Source organism: Desulfarculaceae bacterium (assembly GCA_020444545.1).
Classification (GTDB): Bacteria; Desulfobacterota; Desulfarculia; order Desulfarculales; family Desulfarculaceae; genus Desulfoferula.
Genome location: JAHLKT010000002.1, coordinates 598,853 through 616,883, shown reverse-complemented (window position 1 = coordinate 616,883; position 18,031 = coordinate 598,853). Strand labels below are relative to the sequence as shown.

The following is an 18,031-nucleotide window of genomic DNA, read 5'->3' as shown; positions in this document are numbered from 1 at the left end:
TAGGGTGCAGTGATGCCTGGATTTTTAGGCCGAGTGCACCGAAAGGGCCCGGCTATTTTTTTGCGGGCTTGGCCTGGTGCACCGAGAGAATGGCCCCGGCCGCCGCTGCCAGTGGGTCGCGCAGGGCCCCGGAAGGCAGCCAAACCTGCCGGGGCGGGACCACCTGAATCTGGGCTACCTCGCCGTTGTCGCCCAGGAAATGATACTCCGTGGGCATCTTGCCGCCCACCGTCTCCACCGCCACGGTGCCCTTGGCCTGCACGCGGATGGTGAGAGCCACCCCGTCGCTCAGGCCGCCCTCCACCGTGGGATCCTTGAGCATCCCCTGGTCCTTCCACTTGGTGGGCGGGGCGTAGAGGCTCATGCGCCAGGTCTTCTTGCCGCCCACCGGGCGCAGGATGCAGGCCATGGAGTGGCTGTGGGTGGGGTCCAGGGAGAAGCCGTGTCCCAGGAAGGTACCGATGTTCAACGGCATTCCGGTGCTGTAGCCGCCCAGGGCGCAGAGGCAGTGCCAGTCCTGCTCCCCGCCGCTGAGCGCGAAGCTAAAGGCCTGCTGCATACTCTGGCCCGGCCGCCCCACGAAGCTCCAGTCCGCCTGATTCACCTTTTCCATCTGAATGGCGTTGACCCGGTAAGGGCCGAAGACTATGTCGCCCTCAAAGCCTTCCTCGCCGGGGTGGCTCACCGCCAGGGGCGCTCCCAGGCCCGAAGCGGCCGGGGGCTGCTTGCCCGCCGTGGCGCAGGCGGCAAAGAGAGCGAGGGCGGCCAAAAGGATCAGGGGCATGGCGAAGCGAAGGCGTCGGGTCATTGGCTGTCTTCCGGTCCTAGTTTTTACGATCCACGTTTTGATGCAGCAGCAGGGCGGCCGAGGCCGCGGCCAGCACGTCCCGTTCCGGGGATTGGGGTAGCCACAGCAGGCCGTTGTTGATCACCTGCACCGCTCCCAACAGGCCGCTGCTGGTGGCGGTTTTCAGCCAGAAGACATAGCCGCTGGCGCCGTGCATGGGAAGGCTGGTGCCTTCCAGCTTATCGGTGCCCTCCACCGAGATATTGAGCTGCGGGCCCTTGAGCAGGCCGCGCATCACCGCCCGGGCGCGGCCCGAGGCGGCCAGGGCCATGCGCCACATCTCGCCCTTGGGGCCCAGGAGGGTGCAGGCCAGGTTTTCCCCGGCCCCCAGCTCCCAGGTCAGCTTTTCGCCGCTCACCATGCTTTCCAGCACCTGCTGGCTCACCTTGGTGGCGCAGTTGCATTGCCAGGGCTTGCCGTTCTCGCTCTTAATGGCGAACTGGTAGGACTGCTTGGCCTTGTAGTCCTCATAGCCCAGGAAGCCCCAGGCCGTGCTCTCGGTCCAGCCGCGTTGCACCCGGCTCACATGGTAGGGCCCAAAGTCAAAGGGCGCGTCCCAGCCCGAGACCATGGTCTGCTTTACCTTTATGGTCTGAGCGGCCACGGCCAGCTCGGAAGGCACGGCCATGCGCGCTTGCTGGCAGGCAAGGGACGCGAGCAGCAGGCACAGCATGGGCAGAAGGAACAAAACGCGGCGCAACATTACCATCCTCCGGGCGTAACTTGGGGCGACGCTATGATTCTGCCACGCCTGGGCGGACAAATGAAGGGCCTTGTGCGCGGGCCCGCGAGCGCTTCGTGGCGTTAATTGTGTTGCTTCACGTACTCGCAAGGCCCAACCTAACAAGTAGGGATTCTTATGGCGGCGGGCAAAACCCTGCCGATCAACATCAAGGTCCGTTACCACGGAGGTCTAAGTGAAAAAGTGGGTATTCGGGGCGCTGGCCCTGGCCATGTGTCTTGCCCTGTTCCCGGCGGGGGCCATGGCCGCCCAGGAGCTTCCCAGCTGTGCCGAGCTGGAAGAGATGGTCAACACCCTGGATCAGGCGGCCGAGGCCCTGGTCAAGGTGGGGAGCATCGAGCAAGGTAGCGAGCTGGACAAGAACCTGGGCACGCTGTCCAACGCCCTGGCCGACGTGGCCAACGTGGAGCAGGATCAGGACCTCATCGACTCGGTGAACCTGATGGGCACCTCCTGGCAAAAGAACGACTGGGAGGACATGAAGGAGGGCCTGGACGGGGTGATCGAATCCCTTATCAAGATCATCAAGCGCGACTGCGGCTAGGCCGCGCGGCGCTGAAATAGAAACCGGCATGGGCCCGGGCGGGGATTCCCGTCCGGGCCTTTGCCGTGCGCGGCCTACTTGCCCGTGGCCGGCTCCTGCTGGGTGGTGCAGTGGATGCCGCCCCCCCCGAAGTTGATGGCCAGGGTGTTGATGGCCACCACCTTGCGATCCGGGAACAGCCCCTGCAAGATTTTGAGGGCTTCCTGGTCCCGCTCCTTGACTGTTTGGGGCAGCCCCTCGCGCCAGTACTTCTGGGCCAGCACCACCCCGTTGGAAATGAGGAAGTTGCAGTAGCTCTGGGCAGGGATGATGGTCACCGGATTCCCTATGGGGAAGGCGGTGCCGTTTTCGTACTTGGGGTAGGATGACAGCCCGAAGTAGGCCTCGTCGTCGGGCTGGGCGGTGAAATAGAGCGTATGGGGCATGGGGATGCGCACGATCTCAAAGGGCTGGCCGTCCTGATCCCTGGCCTTTTGCAAGATGGCGAAGTTCTCCTCCATGCGACGGCGGTTCTCGGCTTCCACCGGCCCCTGGGCCGCTTCCTTCTGGCTGACCTCGGCCAGCAGGATGGTGCGTGGCCCCACGAAGCGGCAGTACTCGTCCATGTGGTTGTTGGCCGCCGCGCTACGATAGGCCACGCCCTTGCCTCCCGGCCTGGGCAGGGTGCTGGTGTTGTAGGGATCGTCGTCCACGGTCCCCTGCTTGAGCCAGATGATGTTGCTCACCCCCAGGGTATCTTTCAGCTCGGCCTCGATATCTTCCCGGGACAGGTTGGGGTTGCGCTGGAACTCGCAGGCCTCGGTGACCAGCAGGGTGCCCTTGCCGTTGAACTCCCGGTCCCCGCCCTCGCTTACCAGCCGGGTCATGCGGCTGGGCAGCTTCAGAGCCTTGGCCACTGTGCGGTCAATGCGCTCCATCATGCGGGCCTGGGTGTCGTGCAGGGGGAAATAGCCCCAGCAGTTGAAGTTGAAGTCCGCGACCATCTTTTGGCCCGCGCCGTCTTTCAGGAAGATGGGACCGAAGTCGCGCCAGTAGAGCATGGTGAAGGGGATGGTGAAATAGGAGACGTTGGCTAGGTTGACTTTGCCCTTGGCCAGCAGGGTTTGCACGTGTTTTTTCTGGGCCTCGCTGGGCACGCAGACCACGACCTTTAACCTGGCAGCCAGCTCACGGGTCATTTTCAAAAGCACCGGGTCGGTGGGGTAGCCCCGGATGTACTCCTTGGACAGCCAGCCCAGCCACACGGCCTGCTGCTTTTCGAACTCGGCGGGGAAGCGGTATGAGGAGGCGGCACGGGCCAGTCCGGCCGGGGCGCACAGGGTGACGATCAAGGTGGCCAGCAGGGCCGCGCGCAAAATGAACCTTGGCATGATCATCGAAATCTCCTAGGGCGAGGTGATGGGAAGGGGGCAAGGCGGGGCGGGTTCCAACAAAGCAAAACGCGGCGAGTTTGACAATAAAAAAAGGACCTAATAGCGCGTGGCTGGTGGGCCTGGTCGCCCCTACCCCCTCGGACCAAGCTCTAACGGGTTGACGGGGAGCGGCGCTTCAAAGGAGAATCACCAGACTGTTTTGGCAAGGGAGGGCCGATGCTGCGACAAGACCAAATCATGGACAAGGCCCGGGAACTGGGCTTCGCGGACGTGGGCTTCACCACCGCCGAACCCTTTGCCGAACAGCGGGAAATACTGGGGCAGCGGCAAGAGGAATACGCCTGGGCCCAGGCCATGAACATGGACCTGGTCGCGGGCACCGACCCGGCTGGGGCCCTGCCCGGAGCCCGCTCCATCATCGTCTTGCTGGAGCACTACTTCAAGCAGGCCTACCCCCGCCAGTTGGAGCCCTTCTTCGGCCGCTGCTATTTGGACGACGACCGGGTGACCAAGGACGGCCTGGCCCAGCGCATGAAGGCCTTTCGCGGGTTCCTCCGGGACAATGGCGTGCAATCCAAGTTCCCGCCCTACCTGCCTCAGCGCCCGGCCGCCGCCCGGGCCGGGCTGGGCGACTACGGCAAGAACTCCCTGCTCTATGCCAAGAACTGCGCGCGAGGCGGCTCCTGGGTGCTGCCCCTGCCCCTGGTGGTGGACCTGGAGCTGACCCCCGGCGAGCCCAGCATGAAGGTGGGCTGCCCGGACTGGTGCAAGAACGCCTGTCTGGTGGCCTGCCCCACCGGGGCGCTCAAGGGCCCTCGCCACATCGACCCCCGGCGCTGCGTCAGCTACCTGACCTACTTTGGTCAAGGGCTCACCCCCTTGGAACTGCGCGAGCCCATGGGCCTGTACGTGTACGGCTGCGACCGCTGCCAGAACGTGTGCCCGCGCAACGCGCCGTGGCTGGCCGCAAACCTGGAGCCCAACCCCCGCGCCACGGCCAAGGCGGACGACTTCGACCTAGTCAAGCTGCTGGCCATGGACGTGCCCTATTTCCAGGAACGCATCTGGCCGCACATGTTCTACATGAACGCCAAGAACCTGTGGCGTTGGCACATGAACGTGGCCCGGGTCATGGGCAACACCCGCGACGAGGCCTACGTGCCCAACCTGATCCAGGCCCTGGACGACAACCCGGACGAGCGGGCGCGGGCCATGGCCGCCTGGGCCCTGGGGCGCATCGGCGGGGCCGGCGCCCGGCGGGCCCTGGAGGCGCGGCGTGGGCGGGATGGCGAGGTGGTGGCTCGGGAGGTGGAGGGGGCGTTGGGGATGATGGTCTGAGGAAAGCAAAATGAGCAATCTCTCGTAATTGTAATATCTATAACACACAATCAGCAGGCTACCCATCTTGCTTAAGATTGGCATGAAAAATAATTGGGGTTAGTTCAAACTTGCTTTGAGTGCCAAAAGGATTAGGGACCGGCATAACTCGCGGTCTATCGCTCATTGCGGAAAGGACAAAGTATATATAATATTTATCCAATATATTCGCTTGGGTTGCTTCATTTGCAGAAATATAAAAACCATTATTCAGCGTCTCGCCAGTAGTCGCTTTAACCTCAATGTACCTTTTCGTTCCATCTTCGTCAAAAGATAGTATATCAAATCCAGCGCTGTCATCTGTTAACGCAACATGCTTCACTTTTGAAGCCAGCCCCCTAACATTAGCATTTTTTAATCTTTGTTTTTCCATTGCAAGAACAATTTCTTCCCCTCTATCACCTATTTGCTTGAGGCGCTTTTGCCTTTTATCATAATTTGTTTTGTTTCCACTAGCCCCATTCTTAGGCGCTTTTCGAGAATTGCCTTTAGGAATTTTATCTATAAATTTAGCCCCTTTAATGGCATCATCCAGAAGAGGGACATCAGCGACTCGAGACTCCTCCGTAGAGGATGCCGATGATGGGTATCCGAAGACATCGTACAAGAATTTCATATAAAGACATGGGTGTTCATTCTCAAGCTCTTGCCATTGAGAGCGATATTCCATTAATGCTACCTGCATGTCGGTTTCATTTGTAAAATTACCGCGTAAATTTAATTGCGCTAAGAAATATTTCAAGTGGTCCTTTGCATAGATTGGGGTGAATTTATTTGGAAAATAAATAAATAGCAATTTCCCTTTAAACATAGGAGATAATTTGTTGACGCGAACCTCATCATAATTGCCAGCTGACGCCGCTTTGAGTAGCGAAGCAATCTCATTTTTTACTGAGGCAAATACCTCTTTTTCAGTTTGCCCCCAGTGCTTGGCAAAACGATATTTATATCTAGAGTCATTTTTGGTTTTTCCGAAATATATACCAAACTTAAAAGCCGTCGCGCCTAAAATACGTCCAAGGCTGTCTAATTCACGTTCAAGACGATAGCAAAATGACTTATTGGCACTGCCTTTGCCTATTACATACTCATCTAATGAAAGGTTTATAATTTTACTGATTGGATAATCAGATACAAATTGTCTGCGTAGTTGTTCGGCTTCTCTCCAGTCGGCTTTATCTCTCTGTGCCAAAACAAGCACTCTCTCTCTAATTTCCTTTTTCATTGCCAATCGGTTCATGCCCCCTCCTTTGTGAAAATGAATTGCAAACTATGATATTATTTTTAAGTCCAAGCTTCAAAAAAAAGCCCGGAGAGCATCGCTGCTCCCCGGGCCTATTTTTTTTAGCTAGCCGCCGCTATACGAGCTGCAAGTGCTCGAAACGGGCGAAGCGGGCGAAGAGAGTGGCCATGAGGTTGAGCAGGGCCAGACGGTTCTGGCGCACCGCCTCGTCCTTGTCCATGACCATCACCTTGTCGAAGAAGGAGTCGATGGGGTCCTTCAAGTCCGAGACCCGGGCCAGGAACCCGGCGTAGTCGCCGGCCGCGAAGAGCTCGCCCGCCTCGGCCTCCAGCTCGCCGAAGGCGCGGTACAGGGCCTTTTCCGCATCCTCGACCATGATGGCCTCGTCGGGCGCGGCCTCGGTAACCTGGGCCGCCTCCTTCTTGAGGATGTTCATCACCCGCTTGAGGCCCGCGGCCAGGGAGGCGAACTCGGGCGAGTCCTTGACCTCGGCCAGGGCCTTGGCCCGCGCCGCCGTGGCGGTGAGGTCGTCCAGCCCGGCGGCCAAGACGGCCTGGGCCACGTCCGTGGGCACGCCCTGCTCGGCCAGGATGCCGGTGAAACGGGCGGCGAAGAACGCAGTCACCTCGGCGGAAACCTCATCAGCCGGGCGCTCCACCCAAGCGGCCAGGCCTTCCAGGGCCTGGGCCAGCATGGCCTCCAGGGAAAGGCTGAGCTTCTTCTCGGTGACCACCCGGATGATGGCGATGGCCGCGCGGCGTAGGGCAAAGGGGTCGGCCGCGCCGGTGGGCACCTGGCCGATGCCGAACAGGCCGCAGATGCTGTCCAGCCGGTCGGCGATTCCCACCAGAGTGCCCGGCGTGGTCGCGGGCAGCTCGCTGTCCGCGCCCGAAGGCAGGTAGTGCTCGGCAATGGCCCGGGCCACGGCCGGGGGCTCGTTGTCGCGCAGGGCGTACTCCGCGCCCACCACGCCTTGCAGAGAGGGGAACTCGCCCACCATCTCGGTGACCAGGTCGCACTTGGCCAGGCGGGCGGCGCGCACCACCTGCTCGGCCTCGCCCTCGGTCAGGCCCAGGGTCTGGGCCAGATAACCGGCCAGGGCGGCGAAGCGCTCCACCTTCTCGTAGCTGGTGCCCAGCTTGGCGTGATAGGTGACGTCCTTGAGGTCCTCGAGGTAATCGATGAGCGCCTTCTTGCGGTCCTCGCCCAGGAAGAAGCGGGCATCGGCCAGGCGGGCGCGCAGCACCTTTTGGTGCCCGGCGGTCACCACGGCCATGTCCTTGGGCACGGTGTTGTTCACCGCGATGAAGTTGGGCATCAGGTTGCCGGATGCGTCCTCCAGGGCGAAGTAGCGCTGGTGCTCGCGCATGGCGCTGATGATCACCGGGCGGGGCACCTCCAGGAACTCGCGGTCAAAGGAGCCGCAGCAGGCGGCGGCCCACTCCACCAGGTCGGTGTTCTCGGCCATGAGCGGCTCGTCGGGCACCAGGCGGCCGCCCGCGCTTTGGGCCGCGGCCTCCACCTCGGCGCGCACCTTGGCCGCGCGGGCCGGACGGTCGGCCAGCACGTAGGCGGCCTCCAGCTTGGCCAGATAGTCGGCCGCGCCGCTCACCTCGAACTCGGCCGGAGCCAGGAAGCGGTGGCCGCGCGTCAGGTTGCCGCTGCTGATCCCGGCCAGGGTGAAAGGCACCACCGCGCCGTCCAAGAGAGCCAGGAACCAGTGGATGGGCCGGGCGAAGCGGAAGCTCTCATCGCCCCAGCGCATGGTCTTGGGGAAAGACAGGGCCGCCACCAGCTCGGGAAGCAGCCCGCTGAGCACCTCCTGGGCCGGACGGCCTGGCACGTTCTTGACCGCGGCCAGGCGCTCACCCTTGTCGGTGTCCACCTTGGAGAGGGCCTCCACCTCCACGCCCTGGCTCTTGGCAAAGCCCAGTGCCGCCTTGGTGGGGTTGCCGTCCGCGTCGTAGGCCGCCTTTACCGGCGGTCCCAGGGCGGTCTCTTCCTGGTCCTCCTGGCGCTCCTTGAGCCCCTTGACCGCGATGGCCAAGCGGCGGGGCGTGCCGTAGGAGTTGATCTCGCCGATCTCCAGCAAGCGGGCCTGGCCCAGCTTGGCGGCGGCCAGCTTCTTTATATCCGCCATGGCCGGGGCCACGAAACGGGCCGGCATCTCCTCGCAGCCGATCTCGAAGATTAGCTCCGCCATTACGCCGCCTCCTTGCCCTTCAGGAGCGGATGCCCCATCTGTTCGCGCTGGGCGGTGTAGGCCTCGGCCACGGCCCGGGCCATGGCCCGCACCCGGGCGATGAAGGTGGTGCGCTGGGTCACGCTGATGGCCCCCCGCGCCTCCAGGAGATTGAACACGTGGCTGCACTTGAGGCAGTAGTCATAGGAAGGCAGCACCAAGCCCTTTTCCACCGCATGGCGGCTCTCGGCCTCATAGAGGTCGAACAGGGTGAAGAGCATGTCCGTGTTGGCCACCTCGAAGTTGTAGGTGGAGTGCTCCCACTCGCCTTTGTGGTGCACGTCGCCGTAGCTCACCTGGTCGTTCCAGGCCAGGTCGTAGACGTTGTCCACCTTTTGCAGATACATGGCGATGCGCTCCAGGCCGTAGGTGAGCTCCACGCTCACCGGCTGCAAGTCAATGGAGCCGGCCTGCTGGAAGTAGGTGAACTGGGTGATCTCCATGCCGTCCAGCCACACCTCCCAGCCCAGACCCCAGGCGCCCAGGGTGGGCGACTCCCAGTCGTCCTCCACGAAGCGGATGTCGTGCTCCAGGGGGTCGATGCCGAAAGCGGCCAGGGAGTCCAGGTATAGCTGCTGCACCTCCAGAGGCGAGGGTTTCAGGATCACCTGGTACTGGTAGTAGTGCTGCAAGCGGTTGGGGTTCTCGCCGTAGCGGCCGTCGGTGGGGCGGCGGCTGGGCTCCACGTAGGCCACCTTCCAGGGCTCGGGACCCAGCACCCGAAGCAAGGTGTGGGGGTTGAAAGTGCCCGCCCCCATCTCCAGGTCGTAGGGCTGGCCAATGATGCACCCCTGATCGGCCCAATAGCTCTGCAAGGCCAGGATCAGGTCTTGAAAGGTCTTTACCGCCGGCGCGGACATGGCTTGGTTTCTCCCGTTTGTTCGCTACGATACGGGCCGCTTATCGCGGCTGCTTGGAACTGGTTATGCTATCACCGCAAAACCACCCATGCAAGCCAAGCCGCCGGGCCCGGCGATTGGTATAATTCGGGCCGGGCGGCCCCTGCCGGGCGGCCGTCGCGCGTACCTTTTTGCATTTGGAGCGAACTTTATGCTTCGTTACGCCATATCCCTATCCCTTCTGCTGCTCACCATGGCCCTGGGCTGCGGCGGCGGCGCGGCCAACCCGCCGACCTATCCCCCGCCGCCACCGGGCGCGGACAGCGCTGCGCCCCGGGACGCCAAGGCCACGCGCCCTGCCCCGCCCCCCATGGACGAGCAAAAGCAGATGAGCCCCCGGGAGGAGCTGGACCAGACCATGGCCGAGCTGACCAAGCGCCTGGCCCTCAAGCCCGCCCAGGTGGTCCCGGTGCGCCGGATTCTGGGCCAGGACCAGGCCCGCAGGGCGCAGATCATCTCGGCCCAGGCCTCCACCAGCAACGTGAACGAGATGATCCGCCTGTTCGAGGTGCAGCACAAATCCGAGATGCAAACCCAGAACGAGCTGTCCAAGGTGCTCAGCGGCGATCAGATCGACGCCTACAGGAAGTGGGTGAAGGAGAACCGCAAGCGGCTAGAGGCCATGGGCGTGAAACCCAAGGCCCTACCCCAAGTCAGGCCTCCCAGCGGCATGGGCACCGGCCGCCCGGGCGGGTTCTAGACCCGCTCCGGACGCCGCGCAAGTCTATTACGATATCGTAATCGCCTGATTACGATATCGGGGTTGTCCGGCTGCCTTTTAGCGGCCGGCCCGCCGCATTTCAGGGGAGCTCCTAAGGCGGGCCAGGGCCTTGAGCGATTCTCCCCTAACCCAGGCGTACTGGCTTTGGGAGTGATAGCTTAGGACGGCCACGGCCCTGGGATCGCCCAGACGCCCCAGGGAAGCGGCGGCCGCGCTACGCACCGCCTGGCACTCGCCCGGCCGGCAGAGCAGCTCCACCAGGGGCATGACCGCGCTGGTTTGGGAAAGCTTGCCCAGAGCATGGGCCGCGCCCCGGCGCGCTCTGGGGTCGGGGTCTTGCAGCAGGGCTATCAGCAGACCGGCCGCCTGGGGGCTCCTCGACTCGCCCAGGGCATAGAGGGCGCAGTAACGAACTTGAGGGCTCTCGGCCTGCCGGGCCATGGCCTTCATCTGCCCCAGACCCAGCCCCTGCCCCGGCGCTGCCTTCACCGGGTAGGCCGTCATTTGGCACACTACCAGCACATGCCGGCAAACGTGCCGTGGGATGGCGCAAGTGTTGTCCTGGGGCCAGGCCGGGCCCGCAGCCCAAACCACTCCCACGGCCAACAGATAAATCACCGCCTTGTTCAGGTATGTCCCGCCGATTTGCACAACTCATCACCTCCTGGACCCTTGTTTTTCATGACGGGTTCTTCAAGACCCGCCGGTTGCAGGACCCGCGCGAGCAGCTCATGCAAGCTGTCGCGGTGAATGAGAGTGTTGGGACCGGAGCCGCAGGTGACCATCCCGTCAGCCGGGCTGGTTTGATTCAGGCATTGACGAAGAACCCGCCCGCTGACCCGGGCCTCTTGGGCGGCGTCCTCCAGGGTCAGCCAGGGTGAGCTGGGGAGGCACACCCGGCGGATCAGCGGGATTCGGGAGGCTGCTTTGGCGGGCATGGCATTCTCCGGGTGAGAGGTTTTAACGGCGGGAGGCGTACTCCTGGCGCAAAGACTCGCCGCTGAGGTTTATGCAGTGGGCCGTGGCGGCCACCCGGTCGCTCACCGCCTCGGCGATGGCCGGGTTGTCCATGACCAGGCCCCACTCATCCACGGGCAGCAGGCTGGCCACGATCATGGCCTTCTTGCCGTAGCGCTCCTCCACGATCTGCAGCAGGTCCATGCCCTGCTGATGGTCCAAGAGCTCCAGGCCCCAATCGTCCAGGCACAGGAGATCCAGCTTGGCCAGGGAGGCCATGTACTGCTCCAGGCCTTTCTTGGCGCGGGCCTCGGCCAGCTCGCGCAATAGCTCGGGCAAACGGCGGTAAAGGGCGTTGTAGCCCCGCAGGCAGGCCGCCCGGGTGAAGGCGCTGGCCAGGTAGGTCTTGCCCGAGCCGATGGGCCCGGTGATGATGAGGTTGCAGCCCTTGGCCACCCATCCGCAGGCCGCGATCTCGGCCGCCAGGGCCCGGTTCAGGTTGCGCGGGTGGGAATGATCGATGCCCTCCACCGTGGCTTCCACCTTGAGCCCGGCCTTTTTGATCCGGCGTTGCACCCGGCGGGCGGAGCGCTCGGCCTCTTCCCGCTCCACCAGGCGCTCCAGGTGGTTCACCAAGGCCGGAGGCAAGGACGGGGTGCGGGCCATTTGCTCCTCCAGAGCCGCGGCCATGCCCGTCAGGCGCATCCGCTTCATCTTGTCCAGCAGCGCCTTGGTCCGGGCCGCAGCCTCGGGAGCCATGCTGACCACTTTGCCTTGGGCCAGGGAGGGCCGAAGCGGCAGCCGCCCCAGGGCCTCTCCCATGATGTCGGGCGCGTTGTCGAAACCGCTCATGTGTTGCCTACCTCTCCCGGTTTGCCTTATGAACCCGAGCCCAGGCCGCGCTTGAGACGCTGACTGAGCACCGGCACCTTTTTCAGACGCTCCCGCAGATCCCAAACCTTGGGGGGCTCCTCCTCCGCCATCGGCGGCGGCATCTCCACCCCCTGGGCGGCCAGCTTCCTTTGCAGCAGGCGCTCGGCCAGGGCGGCCAGGCTGGCGTCGGGCGGCACTTCCGGCGGCGTCGCGGAAGAAGCAAGGGCCCCGGCGTCCCGTGGCGGAGGGGCAGACTTTTCCGCCGCCGAAGCCGGGGCCATGCTTGCTTGATCGTTGGGGGGTTCCAGCATCTCTATGGCCAGGCCCTCCCCTTCCGGAGCGGCCTCGCGCGCCATCCAGGAGGGCATGTCCACCCGGGGGCCGTCCTGTTCTTGGCAAGACTCCATGACCACGGGGGCTTCCTGAGGGGCCGGCTCGGGCGGGGCCATTACGGGCTCCTTGGCCAAGGGTGCTTCCCTGGGAGCGGGCTGGGGCTGAGCTATTGAGGGTTCCTGGGCCACGGGCGGGGCGGCCTCGGCCATCGCGGGCTTGGGCAGTTCGGGCCGGGGGGCGAATACCATCTGCTCGCCCGCCGGGGCCTCGGCCAACACCCGCTCCACCAGGGCGCGATAACCCTTGGACCCGGCTCCCCGGGGGTCGTGCTCGTAGATGGTGAGGCCGTATTCCGGGGCCTCGGAGAGCTTCACCGAGTAGCGGATGGGCGCGGTCAGGCGGTCGCCGAACTCTGCCTCTAGCTGCTCCATGATGTGGGCGGTCTTTTTCACCCGGCCGTCCACGAAGGTGGGCACAATCCACTTGAGGGCCAGGGCGGGGTTGTATTTCTGGATCACCGCCAGGCGCTCCTCGAAGCGCCTGAGGCCCTTCAGGGCCACCGGCTCCATGGACACCGGCGAGATCACCTCGCGGGCGCAGTACAGGGCGTTGACCAACAGGGTGTCCCAGCCCGGCGCGGTGTCCATGACCATCACGTCGAAGTGGTCTTCGTAGGCGGCCAGGGTCTCGTCCAGCACCGCCTCGGGAGCCATCTCCCGCCGCGCGATCTCCATCTTCACTCCGGCCAGGGGCACCCCGCCGGCCAGGAGAAAGAGATTCTCCCTGGCCTCGACCAAGGCCTCCATGGGCTCGGCCCACCCGGCGATCACCTCGGCCAGGCCCTGTTCCGGCTCCACGCCCAACATGTCGTTGCATTGAGCCTGCACGTCGGTGTCCACCAAAAGCACCCGGCAGCCCTTGAGGGCCAGGCCGTGGGCCAGGCTTACCGCGGTTTCGCTCTTGGCCACGCCGCCCTTGAGCAAACTGACCACTATCCGTCGCATGGCGCGCACCCCTCTCGTTGTTGAAACAGCAAACCACCGGCGGACCACGGCTTATGACGGACCATCGAGTCAGAGATTCACGGGGACGAATATTTGCAATGGCCGTGCCGACCTTGGCGCCGCGTTGCCCCTCCGGCAGGGGCAAATGCCTCAATAGATCAATTTAATTGGATAATTATCTATTGGCCCCTTGGGGGCAAAGACTGGAAGCGCGTTGGGCTCTTGGCCGGTTTATTACGAAATGGTAATTGATGGCCTTGGGGCAGGCAAAGAAAAGCCCCCGCCGAAGCGGGGGCCGAGGCTGTTTTGCCTTGGAATCAGACCTTTTTGCGGCGCCTGCGCCTGCGGGTGTAGCCCCACAGGCCGGTGAGGGCTGAGCCCATGAGCAGCATGGTGCCCGGCTCCGGAGCCGAGGCCGCGCCGCCGGTGGCGAACAGCAGGTCCTGGCGGTTCTGCTGGCTGTCGCCGAAATAAAAGTCGTTCTTGAAATCGTAGGAGCTGAAGTCCACCTGGGAGGCCTCGCCCAGAACCGAGGCGTACAGGTCCATGGTGTTTTGCTTGTCAGACCAGGAGCCGGTCTTGACCTTGGTCAGGTTCCAGGAGTTGTAGCCCGGGGTGAGCAGATGCCAGATGGCCGCCTGCACCGCGGTGGCCGCCACGGTGGAGCTGTACTGGGAATCGATGTATCCCAGGCCGGGGGCGTAGTTGTCCATGATCCAGGCCGCCTGGTACAGGCTCTCGTACTGGTCGTAATCAAAGGTGTTCAGGGCGGCCACGCTGTAGGCCCCGCCCACGCCGGAGGTCAGAATGTCGGTGCAATAGGCGGCCAGCACCTCCTGCTCGTCCCAGGTCACCTTGAACTCGCCGGTGGTGGCGCTCACCTTTTGGCTGTGCCAACCCCAGCCCACATAGCCTTCCACCTTGAGGCCGGGCTGTTGCATCCCCTGATAACTGATGTTGTCGGCCCAGGCCGTGGCGGGCAACAACAGCAGAGCGAACATCATGAAAATGACTATGCGTTTCATGATGTGATTCCTCCTAGCGGGCAAGCTCGGAAAACTTTCTCAATGCGGCATCACTCATCTCTCTTAAATTATAAGACATGTTTTTGACAAGAAAAGCCACTTAGACAATAAATCTTAGTTTAGTTGACTAGGAGGTCCGGCGAGCTTAGCTTTATAGATAGGTGGAATAGTCCACCCGAACGGTTGATCAATGTTTTCGCCGCGCTTACAGTCGGCGGATATGGATAGATGCAATGAAGGCCATCAGATTAATCAATTTGTTGACGGTAGCTGTGGCGGCGCTGGCCCTATTGGGCTTGGCCGGTCCGGCCCTGGCCACCAACGTCAACCTGGGCACCGCCGGGGCGTACAGCGCCTTCGTGCTCCATGACTTGGACGTGCGCTACAACCAAACCACTGGCGCTTACGCCGTGGGCGGCGACGCGGACCTTAGGAGCTACACCATCGGCTACGGCGTCGGCCCCTCGGACAACAGCCTGGTGGTAGGCGGCAATCTCAAGTCCAATATCGCTCCGGTGGCCTCGGGACAGGTGCAGGTGGGCGGCAAGGCCAAGCTGCCCAGCTGGGTGGACCGCAGCAATATCCACCAGAAGCAGAGCAACCTGCCGGTGGACTTCGGCGCCTCCCAGCAGTATCTGGAAGACCTGAGCGGCACCCTGTCCCTGTTGCAGACCACGGGCGCGGCCACCTATAAGTACGGCGGCATATATCTGAACGGCGACGGCAGCAGCGACCTCCAGGTGTTCAACATCTCGGGCAACGACCTGAGCAACACCAACTGGTGGGCCGCCCTGTCCAGCATCCCCAGCGACGCGCACATCATCCTGAACGTGAGCGGCGACGACATCAGCCTGCAAGGCGGACAGCAGGCCCTCACCGACTTCTCCGACAAGATCCTGTTCAACTTCTACGAGGCCGAGCAACTGGCCATCAACAACATCACGGTGCAAGGCACCATCTTGGCGCCTTACGCGGAGATCTTGACCTCCGGGGCCACCATCAACGGCCAGATCATCGCCAAGCAGATCGAGGGCTCTTTCAACACCACCGGACAGTCCTACAGCCCCTACTCCGGCGGCGGCGCGGCGGCTCCCGAGCCGGGCACCCTGCTGCTGTTGGCCAGCGCCCTGGGCGGCGCGGCCGGATGGGGCCGCTTGCGGCTGAGGCGCAAGAAGGGCTAAGGCCCCAACCAGCCCAAAAACGAGCCCCCGCCCGAATCCGGGCGGGGGTTCTTTTTTGCCTTGTCGCGCCCAAACCCGCGCGATTTCGCCCACGCCTTGGGCCATTCCTCCAAAAGGTATAGACTTTAAATATAGCTTGGCACATACCGAGGAGGGCTGACGTGGGCACGAGTGAAACAGCCACAGCCGAGGAACCGGAAAAGCAATCCCCCCAACAAATCTTTCAGGAGCTGGAGAGCGGGCCCCAGGGCCTGAGCAGCGGAGAGGCGGCCAACCGCAGGGAACGCTACGGCCCCAACAAGGTCGAGGAGCACAAGCAGAACGCCTTGCTCAAGTTCCTGGGCTACTTTTGGGGGCCCATTCCCTGGATGATAGAGGCGGCGGCGGTCTTGTCGCTCATCGTCGATCACCTCACCGACTTCGTGATCATAATGGTCATGCTGGCCTTCAACGCGGCGGTGGGCTTCTGGCAGGAGCGCAAGGCCGACGACGCCTTGCAAGCGCTCAAGGGCGAGATGGCCCTGGAGTGCCGGGTGCTGCGCGACGGCCAGTGGAAGGTGCTCAACGCCGAGGAGCTGGTGCCCGGCGACGTGGTGCGCCTCCGGCCCGGGGACATCGTGCCAGCCGACGCCATGCTCTTTGACGGCGACTACCTCAGCCTGGACCAGTCGGCCCTCACTGGCGAGTCCCTGCCCGTGGACAAGAAGGCCGGGGGCACGGCCTATGCCGGCGCCGTGGCCAAGCAGGGCGAGATGCTGGCCATGGTCACGGCCACGGGCGCGGGCACCAAGTTCGCGCGCACCGCCCAGCTGGTGGAAAGCGCCGAGGCGCCCAGCCACTTCCAGAAGGCGGTGCTGACCATCGGCGACTATCTCATCTACCTGAGCCTGGGCCTGGCCGCGATTTTGGTGCTCACCCAGATTTTGCGCGGCGATTCGCCCCTGGCGGTGTTCCAGTTCGTCTTGATCCTCCTAGTGGCTTCCATCCCGGTGGCCATGCCCGCGGTGCTCTCGCTCACCATGGCCCTGGGCGCGCTGACCCTGTCCAAGATGAAAGCCATCGTCTCGCGCTTGCAGTCCATCGAGGAGATGGCGGGCATCGACATTCTTTGTTCGGACAAGACCGGCACCCTGACCCAGAACCAGCTCACCCTGGGCGAGCCCGAGGTCTTCGCCGCGGCCGACGCCCAGGAGCTGATCCTGGCCGCCTCCCTGGCCAGCAAGGAGGAAAACCGCGACGCCATCGACCAGGCCATCCTGGACAAGCTGAGCGACCGCGCCAAGCTCAAGCTATACGAGCAGCTCAAGTTCACGCCCTTCGACCCAGTGAGCAAACGCACCGAGGCCTCGGTGCGCACTCCCGAAGGCGAAACAATGCGCTACAGCAAGGGCGCGCCCCAGGTGATCAGCCAGCTTTGCGAGCTGGACAGCGACACCGAAAAGCGGGCCCGAGAGTTCGCCGAGATGATGGCCGCCAAGGGCTACCGCACCCTGGGGGTGGCCCGGGCGGGCCAATCCGGCGGCTGGCAGTTCCTGGGGATGTTGCCCCTGTACGACCCGCCCCGCGAGGATTCGGCCTCCACCATCGAGCTGGCCCAGAAGCAGGGCATCGAGGTGAAGATGGTCACCGGCGACCACCTGGCCATCGCCCGGGAGATCGCCCACCAGTTGGGCATGAAGTCCAATATTCTCTCGGCCGAGGAGATATTCGGGCAGAATGCAGACCCGGAGCAGATTTCGCGCGACCTGGGCGAGAAGATCGAGCAGGCCGAGGGGTTCGCCCAGGTCTTCCCGGAGCACAAGTTCGGCATCGTCAAGGCCCTGCAGCAGCGGGGCCACCTGGTGGCCATGACCGGCGATGGGGTCAACGATGCCCCGGCCCTCAAACAGGCCGACGTGGGGGTGGCCGTGTCCGGGGCCACCAATGCGGCCCGGGCGGCGGCTTCGCTGGTGCTGGCCGCGCCGGGGCTCTCGGTGATCGTCAAGGCAGTGGAGCAGGCTCGCCAGATTTTCGAGCGCATGAACTCCTATGCCATCTACCGCATCACCGAGACCATCCGGGTGATGTTCTTCGTGGTGCTGGCCATGCTGGCCTTCAACTTCTACCCCACCACCACGGTGCTGGTGATCCTGTTGGCGCTACTCAACGACCTGCCCATCATGACCATCGCCTATGACAACACCTGGCTGGACCCTCAACCGGTGCGCTGGCGCATGCGCCGGGTGCTGACCATCGCCACCACCCTGGGACTCATCGGGGTGGCGGAGACCTTCCTCCTGCTCTGGCTGGCGGTCTCGTATTTGAACCTGAGCGTGCCCCAACTTCAGTCGCTGGTCTATCTGAAGCTCACCGTGGCCGGGCACCTCACCCTGCTGGTGGTGCGTTCCCGTCAGGCCTTTTACAAGCCTCCCCTGCCCGCCCCGGTCTTGCTCCTGGCCCTTTTGGGCACCCAGGTGGTGGCGGCCATACTGGTGGGCTTCGGCATCCTGGTGGCCCAGCTTCCCTGGAGCCTCATCGGCCTGGTGTGGCTCTATTGCCTGGCATGGCTGTTCATCGAGGACCAGGCCAAGCTGCACCTGATCCGCCATTTAGGCCTGGCCGACAAGCATCACTTACGCTTTATCAAGCGCCTCAAGCGGGCCCTGTAGCCGGCAGCGCACCGAAAAGAAA

At 63.4% G+C, this 18,031-nt stretch carries 16 protein-coding genes; 5 read left to right on the top strand and 11 right to left on the bottom strand.

The genetic code is table 11. The features are described from left to right. Positions 1–52: 52 nt before the first annotated feature. Together KQH53_07330 and KQH53_07325 are read right to left on the bottom strand one after the other, a co-directional pair. Positions 53–808, bottom strand: a complete 756-nt coding sequence (locus KQH53_07330) for a hypothetical protein (GenBank protein ID MCB2226476.1) — start codon at positions 806–808, stop codon at positions 53–55. A 16-nt stretch (positions 809–824) separates the two neighbouring features. Next, complete coding sequence (locus tag KQH53_07325; protein ID MCB2226475.1) at positions 825–1,550, bottom strand: hypothetical protein; 726 nt, start codon at positions 1,548–1,550, stop codon at positions 825–827. A gap of 214 nt (positions 1,551–1,764) precedes the next feature. On the opposite strand from KQH53_07325, the gene KQH53_07320 reads away from it, so the two are divergent. Beyond that, positions 1,765–2,133: a hypothetical protein gene (locus tag KQH53_07320; GenBank protein MCB2226474.1), complete on the top strand. Its 369-nt coding sequence runs from the start codon at positions 1,765–1,767 to the stop codon at positions 2,131–2,133. Positions 2,134–2,207: 74 nt separating this feature from the next. Here KQH53_07320 and KQH53_07315 read toward each other — a convergent pair whose 3' ends face one another. Then, on the bottom strand, positions 2,208–3,509 hold the full coding sequence (locus KQH53_07315; GenBank protein ID MCB2226473.1) for an agmatine deiminase family protein: 1,302 nt from the start codon (positions 3,507–3,509) through the stop codon (positions 2,208–2,210). Between the two features lie 213 nt (positions 3,510–3,722). Between KQH53_07315 and KQH53_07310 the strand changes: the two genes are divergently transcribed. Next, positions 3,723–4,844 (top strand): HEAT repeat domain-containing protein, encoded by a 1,122-nt coding sequence (locus KQH53_07310; GenBank protein ID MCB2226472.1) that lies wholly within the window; start codon positions 3,723–3,725, stop codon positions 4,842–4,844. Positions 4,845–4,902: 58 nt separating this feature from the next. On the opposite strand, the gene KQH53_07305 is transcribed toward KQH53_07310, so the two are convergent. The 3 genes from KQH53_07305 to glyQ form a co-directional block, all read right to left on the bottom strand. Then, entirely contained in the window at positions 4,903–6,123 is a 1,221-nt protein-coding gene (locus KQH53_07305; protein ID MCB2226471.1) for a DUF3883 domain-containing protein, read from the bottom strand. Between the two features lie 118 nt (positions 6,124–6,241). After that, positions 6,242–8,329 carry a glycine--tRNA ligase subunit beta gene (gene glyS / locus KQH53_07300; GenBank protein ID MCB2226470.1) on the bottom strand — a complete coding sequence of 696 codons (2,088 nt, stop codon included), beginning with the start codon at positions 8,327–8,329 and terminating at the stop codon, positions 6,242–6,244. Next, positions 8,329–9,228, bottom strand: coding sequence for a glycine--tRNA ligase subunit alpha (gene glyQ / locus KQH53_07295; GenBank protein MCB2226469.1), 900 nt, complete (start codon positions 9,226–9,228; stop codon positions 8,329–8,331). Before glyQ ends, glyS begins: the two co-directional genes overlap by 1 nt. Before the next feature lie 190 nt (positions 9,229–9,418). On the opposite strand from glyQ, the gene KQH53_07290 reads away from it, so the two are divergent. Next, entirely contained in the window at positions 9,419–9,967 is a 549-nt protein-coding gene (locus KQH53_07290) for a hypothetical protein (protein MCB2226468.1), read from the top strand. Between the two features lie 78 nt (positions 9,968–10,045). On the opposite strand, the gene KQH53_07285 is transcribed toward KQH53_07290, so the two are convergent. From KQH53_07285 to KQH53_07265, 5 genes are all read right to left on the bottom strand, one after another. Beyond that, positions 10,046–10,492 (bottom strand): HEAT repeat domain-containing protein, encoded by a 447-nt coding sequence (locus tag KQH53_07285; protein MCB2226467.1) that lies wholly within the window; start codon positions 10,490–10,492, stop codon positions 10,046–10,048. A gap of 122 nt (positions 10,493–10,614) precedes the next feature. Further along, a complete protein-coding gene (locus KQH53_07280) occupies positions 10,615–10,926 on the bottom strand; it encodes a hypothetical protein (GenBank protein ID MCB2226466.1) in 312 nt (103 codons plus the stop codon). 22 nt (positions 10,927–10,948) lie between these two features. Next, positions 10,949–11,797, bottom strand: coding sequence for an IS21-like element helper ATPase IstB (gene istB / locus KQH53_07275; GenBank protein MCB2226465.1), 849 nt, complete (start codon positions 11,795–11,797; stop codon positions 10,949–10,951). Positions 11,798–11,823: 26 nt separating this feature from the next. After that, the gene (locus KQH53_07270; protein ID MCB2226464.1) at positions 11,824–13,155 is read right to left on the bottom strand and encodes an AAA family ATPase; all 1,332 of its coding nucleotides are present in this window, start codon (positions 13,153–13,155) and stop codon (positions 11,824–11,826) included. A gap of 317 nt (positions 13,156–13,472) precedes the next feature. Next, positions 13,473–14,180: a PEP-CTERM sorting domain-containing protein gene (locus KQH53_07265; GenBank protein MCB2226463.1), complete on the bottom strand. Its 708-nt coding sequence runs from the start codon at positions 14,178–14,180 to the stop codon at positions 13,473–13,475. A gap of 233 nt (positions 14,181–14,413) precedes the next feature. On the opposite strand from KQH53_07265, the gene KQH53_07260 reads away from it, so the two are divergent. Then, positions 14,414–15,361, top strand: a complete 948-nt coding sequence (locus KQH53_07260) for a choice-of-anchor A family protein (GenBank protein ID MCB2226462.1) — start codon at positions 14,414–14,416, stop codon at positions 15,359–15,361. Positions 15,362–15,522: 161 nt separating this feature from the next. After that, positions 15,523–18,009 carry a plasma-membrane proton-efflux P-type ATPase gene (locus KQH53_07255; GenBank protein ID MCB2226461.1) on the top strand — a complete coding sequence of 829 codons (2,487 nt, stop codon included), beginning with the start codon at positions 15,523–15,525 and terminating at the stop codon, positions 18,007–18,009. Positions 18,010–18,031 lie beyond the last annotated feature (22 nt).

Bases quoted from the DNA above. Each gene is read 5' to 3' on its own strand.
- KQH53_07265 (MCB2226463.1), bottom strand. From the start codon at position 14,180: ATGAAACGCATAGTCATTTTCATGATGTTCGCTCTGCTGTTGTTGCCC.
- glyQ (MCB2226469.1), bottom strand. From the start codon at position 9,228: ATGTCCGCGCCGGCGGTAAAGACCTTTCAAGACCTGATCCTGGCCTTG.
- KQH53_07270 (MCB2226464.1), bottom strand. From the start codon at position 13,155: ATGCGACGGATAGTGGTCAGTTTGCTCAAGGGCGGCGTGGCCAAGAGC.
- KQH53_07305 (MCB2226471.1), bottom strand. From the start codon at position 6,123: ATGAACCGATTGGCAATGAAAAAGGAAATTAGAGAGAGAGTGCTTGTT.
- KQH53_07325 (MCB2226475.1), bottom strand. From the start codon at position 1,550: ATGTTGCGCCGCGTTTTGTTCCTTCTGCCCATGCTGTGCCTGCTGCTC.
- KQH53_07260 (MCB2226462.1), top strand. From the start codon at position 14,414: ATGAAGGCCATCAGATTAATCAATTTGTTGACGGTAGCTGTGGCGGCG.
- KQH53_07290 (MCB2226468.1), top strand. From the start codon at position 9,419: ATGCTTCGTTACGCCATATCCCTATCCCTTCTGCTGCTCACCATGGCC.
- KQH53_07315 (MCB2226473.1), bottom strand. From the start codon at position 3,509: ATGATCATGCCAAGGTTCATTTTGCGCGCGGCCCTGCTGGCCACCTTG.
- KQH53_07330 (MCB2226476.1), bottom strand. From the start codon at position 808: ATGACCCGACGCCTTCGCTTCGCCATGCCCCTGATCCTTTTGGCCGCC.
- KQH53_07280 (MCB2226466.1), bottom strand. From the start codon at position 10,926: ATGCCCGCCAAAGCAGCCTCCCGAATCCCGCTGATCCGCCGGGTGTGC.
- istB (MCB2226465.1), bottom strand. From the start codon at position 11,797: ATGAGCGGTTTCGACAACGCGCCCGACATCATGGGAGAGGCCCTGGGG.
- KQH53_07285 (MCB2226467.1), bottom strand. From the start codon at position 10,492: ATGACGGCCTACCCGGTGAAGGCAGCGCCGGGGCAGGGGCTGGGTCTG.
- glyS (MCB2226470.1), bottom strand. From the start codon at position 8,329: ATGGCGGAGCTAATCTTCGAGATCGGCTGCGAGGAGATGCCGGCCCGT.
- KQH53_07310 (MCB2226472.1), top strand. From the start codon at position 3,723: ATGCTGCGACAAGACCAAATCATGGACAAGGCCCGGGAACTGGGCTTC.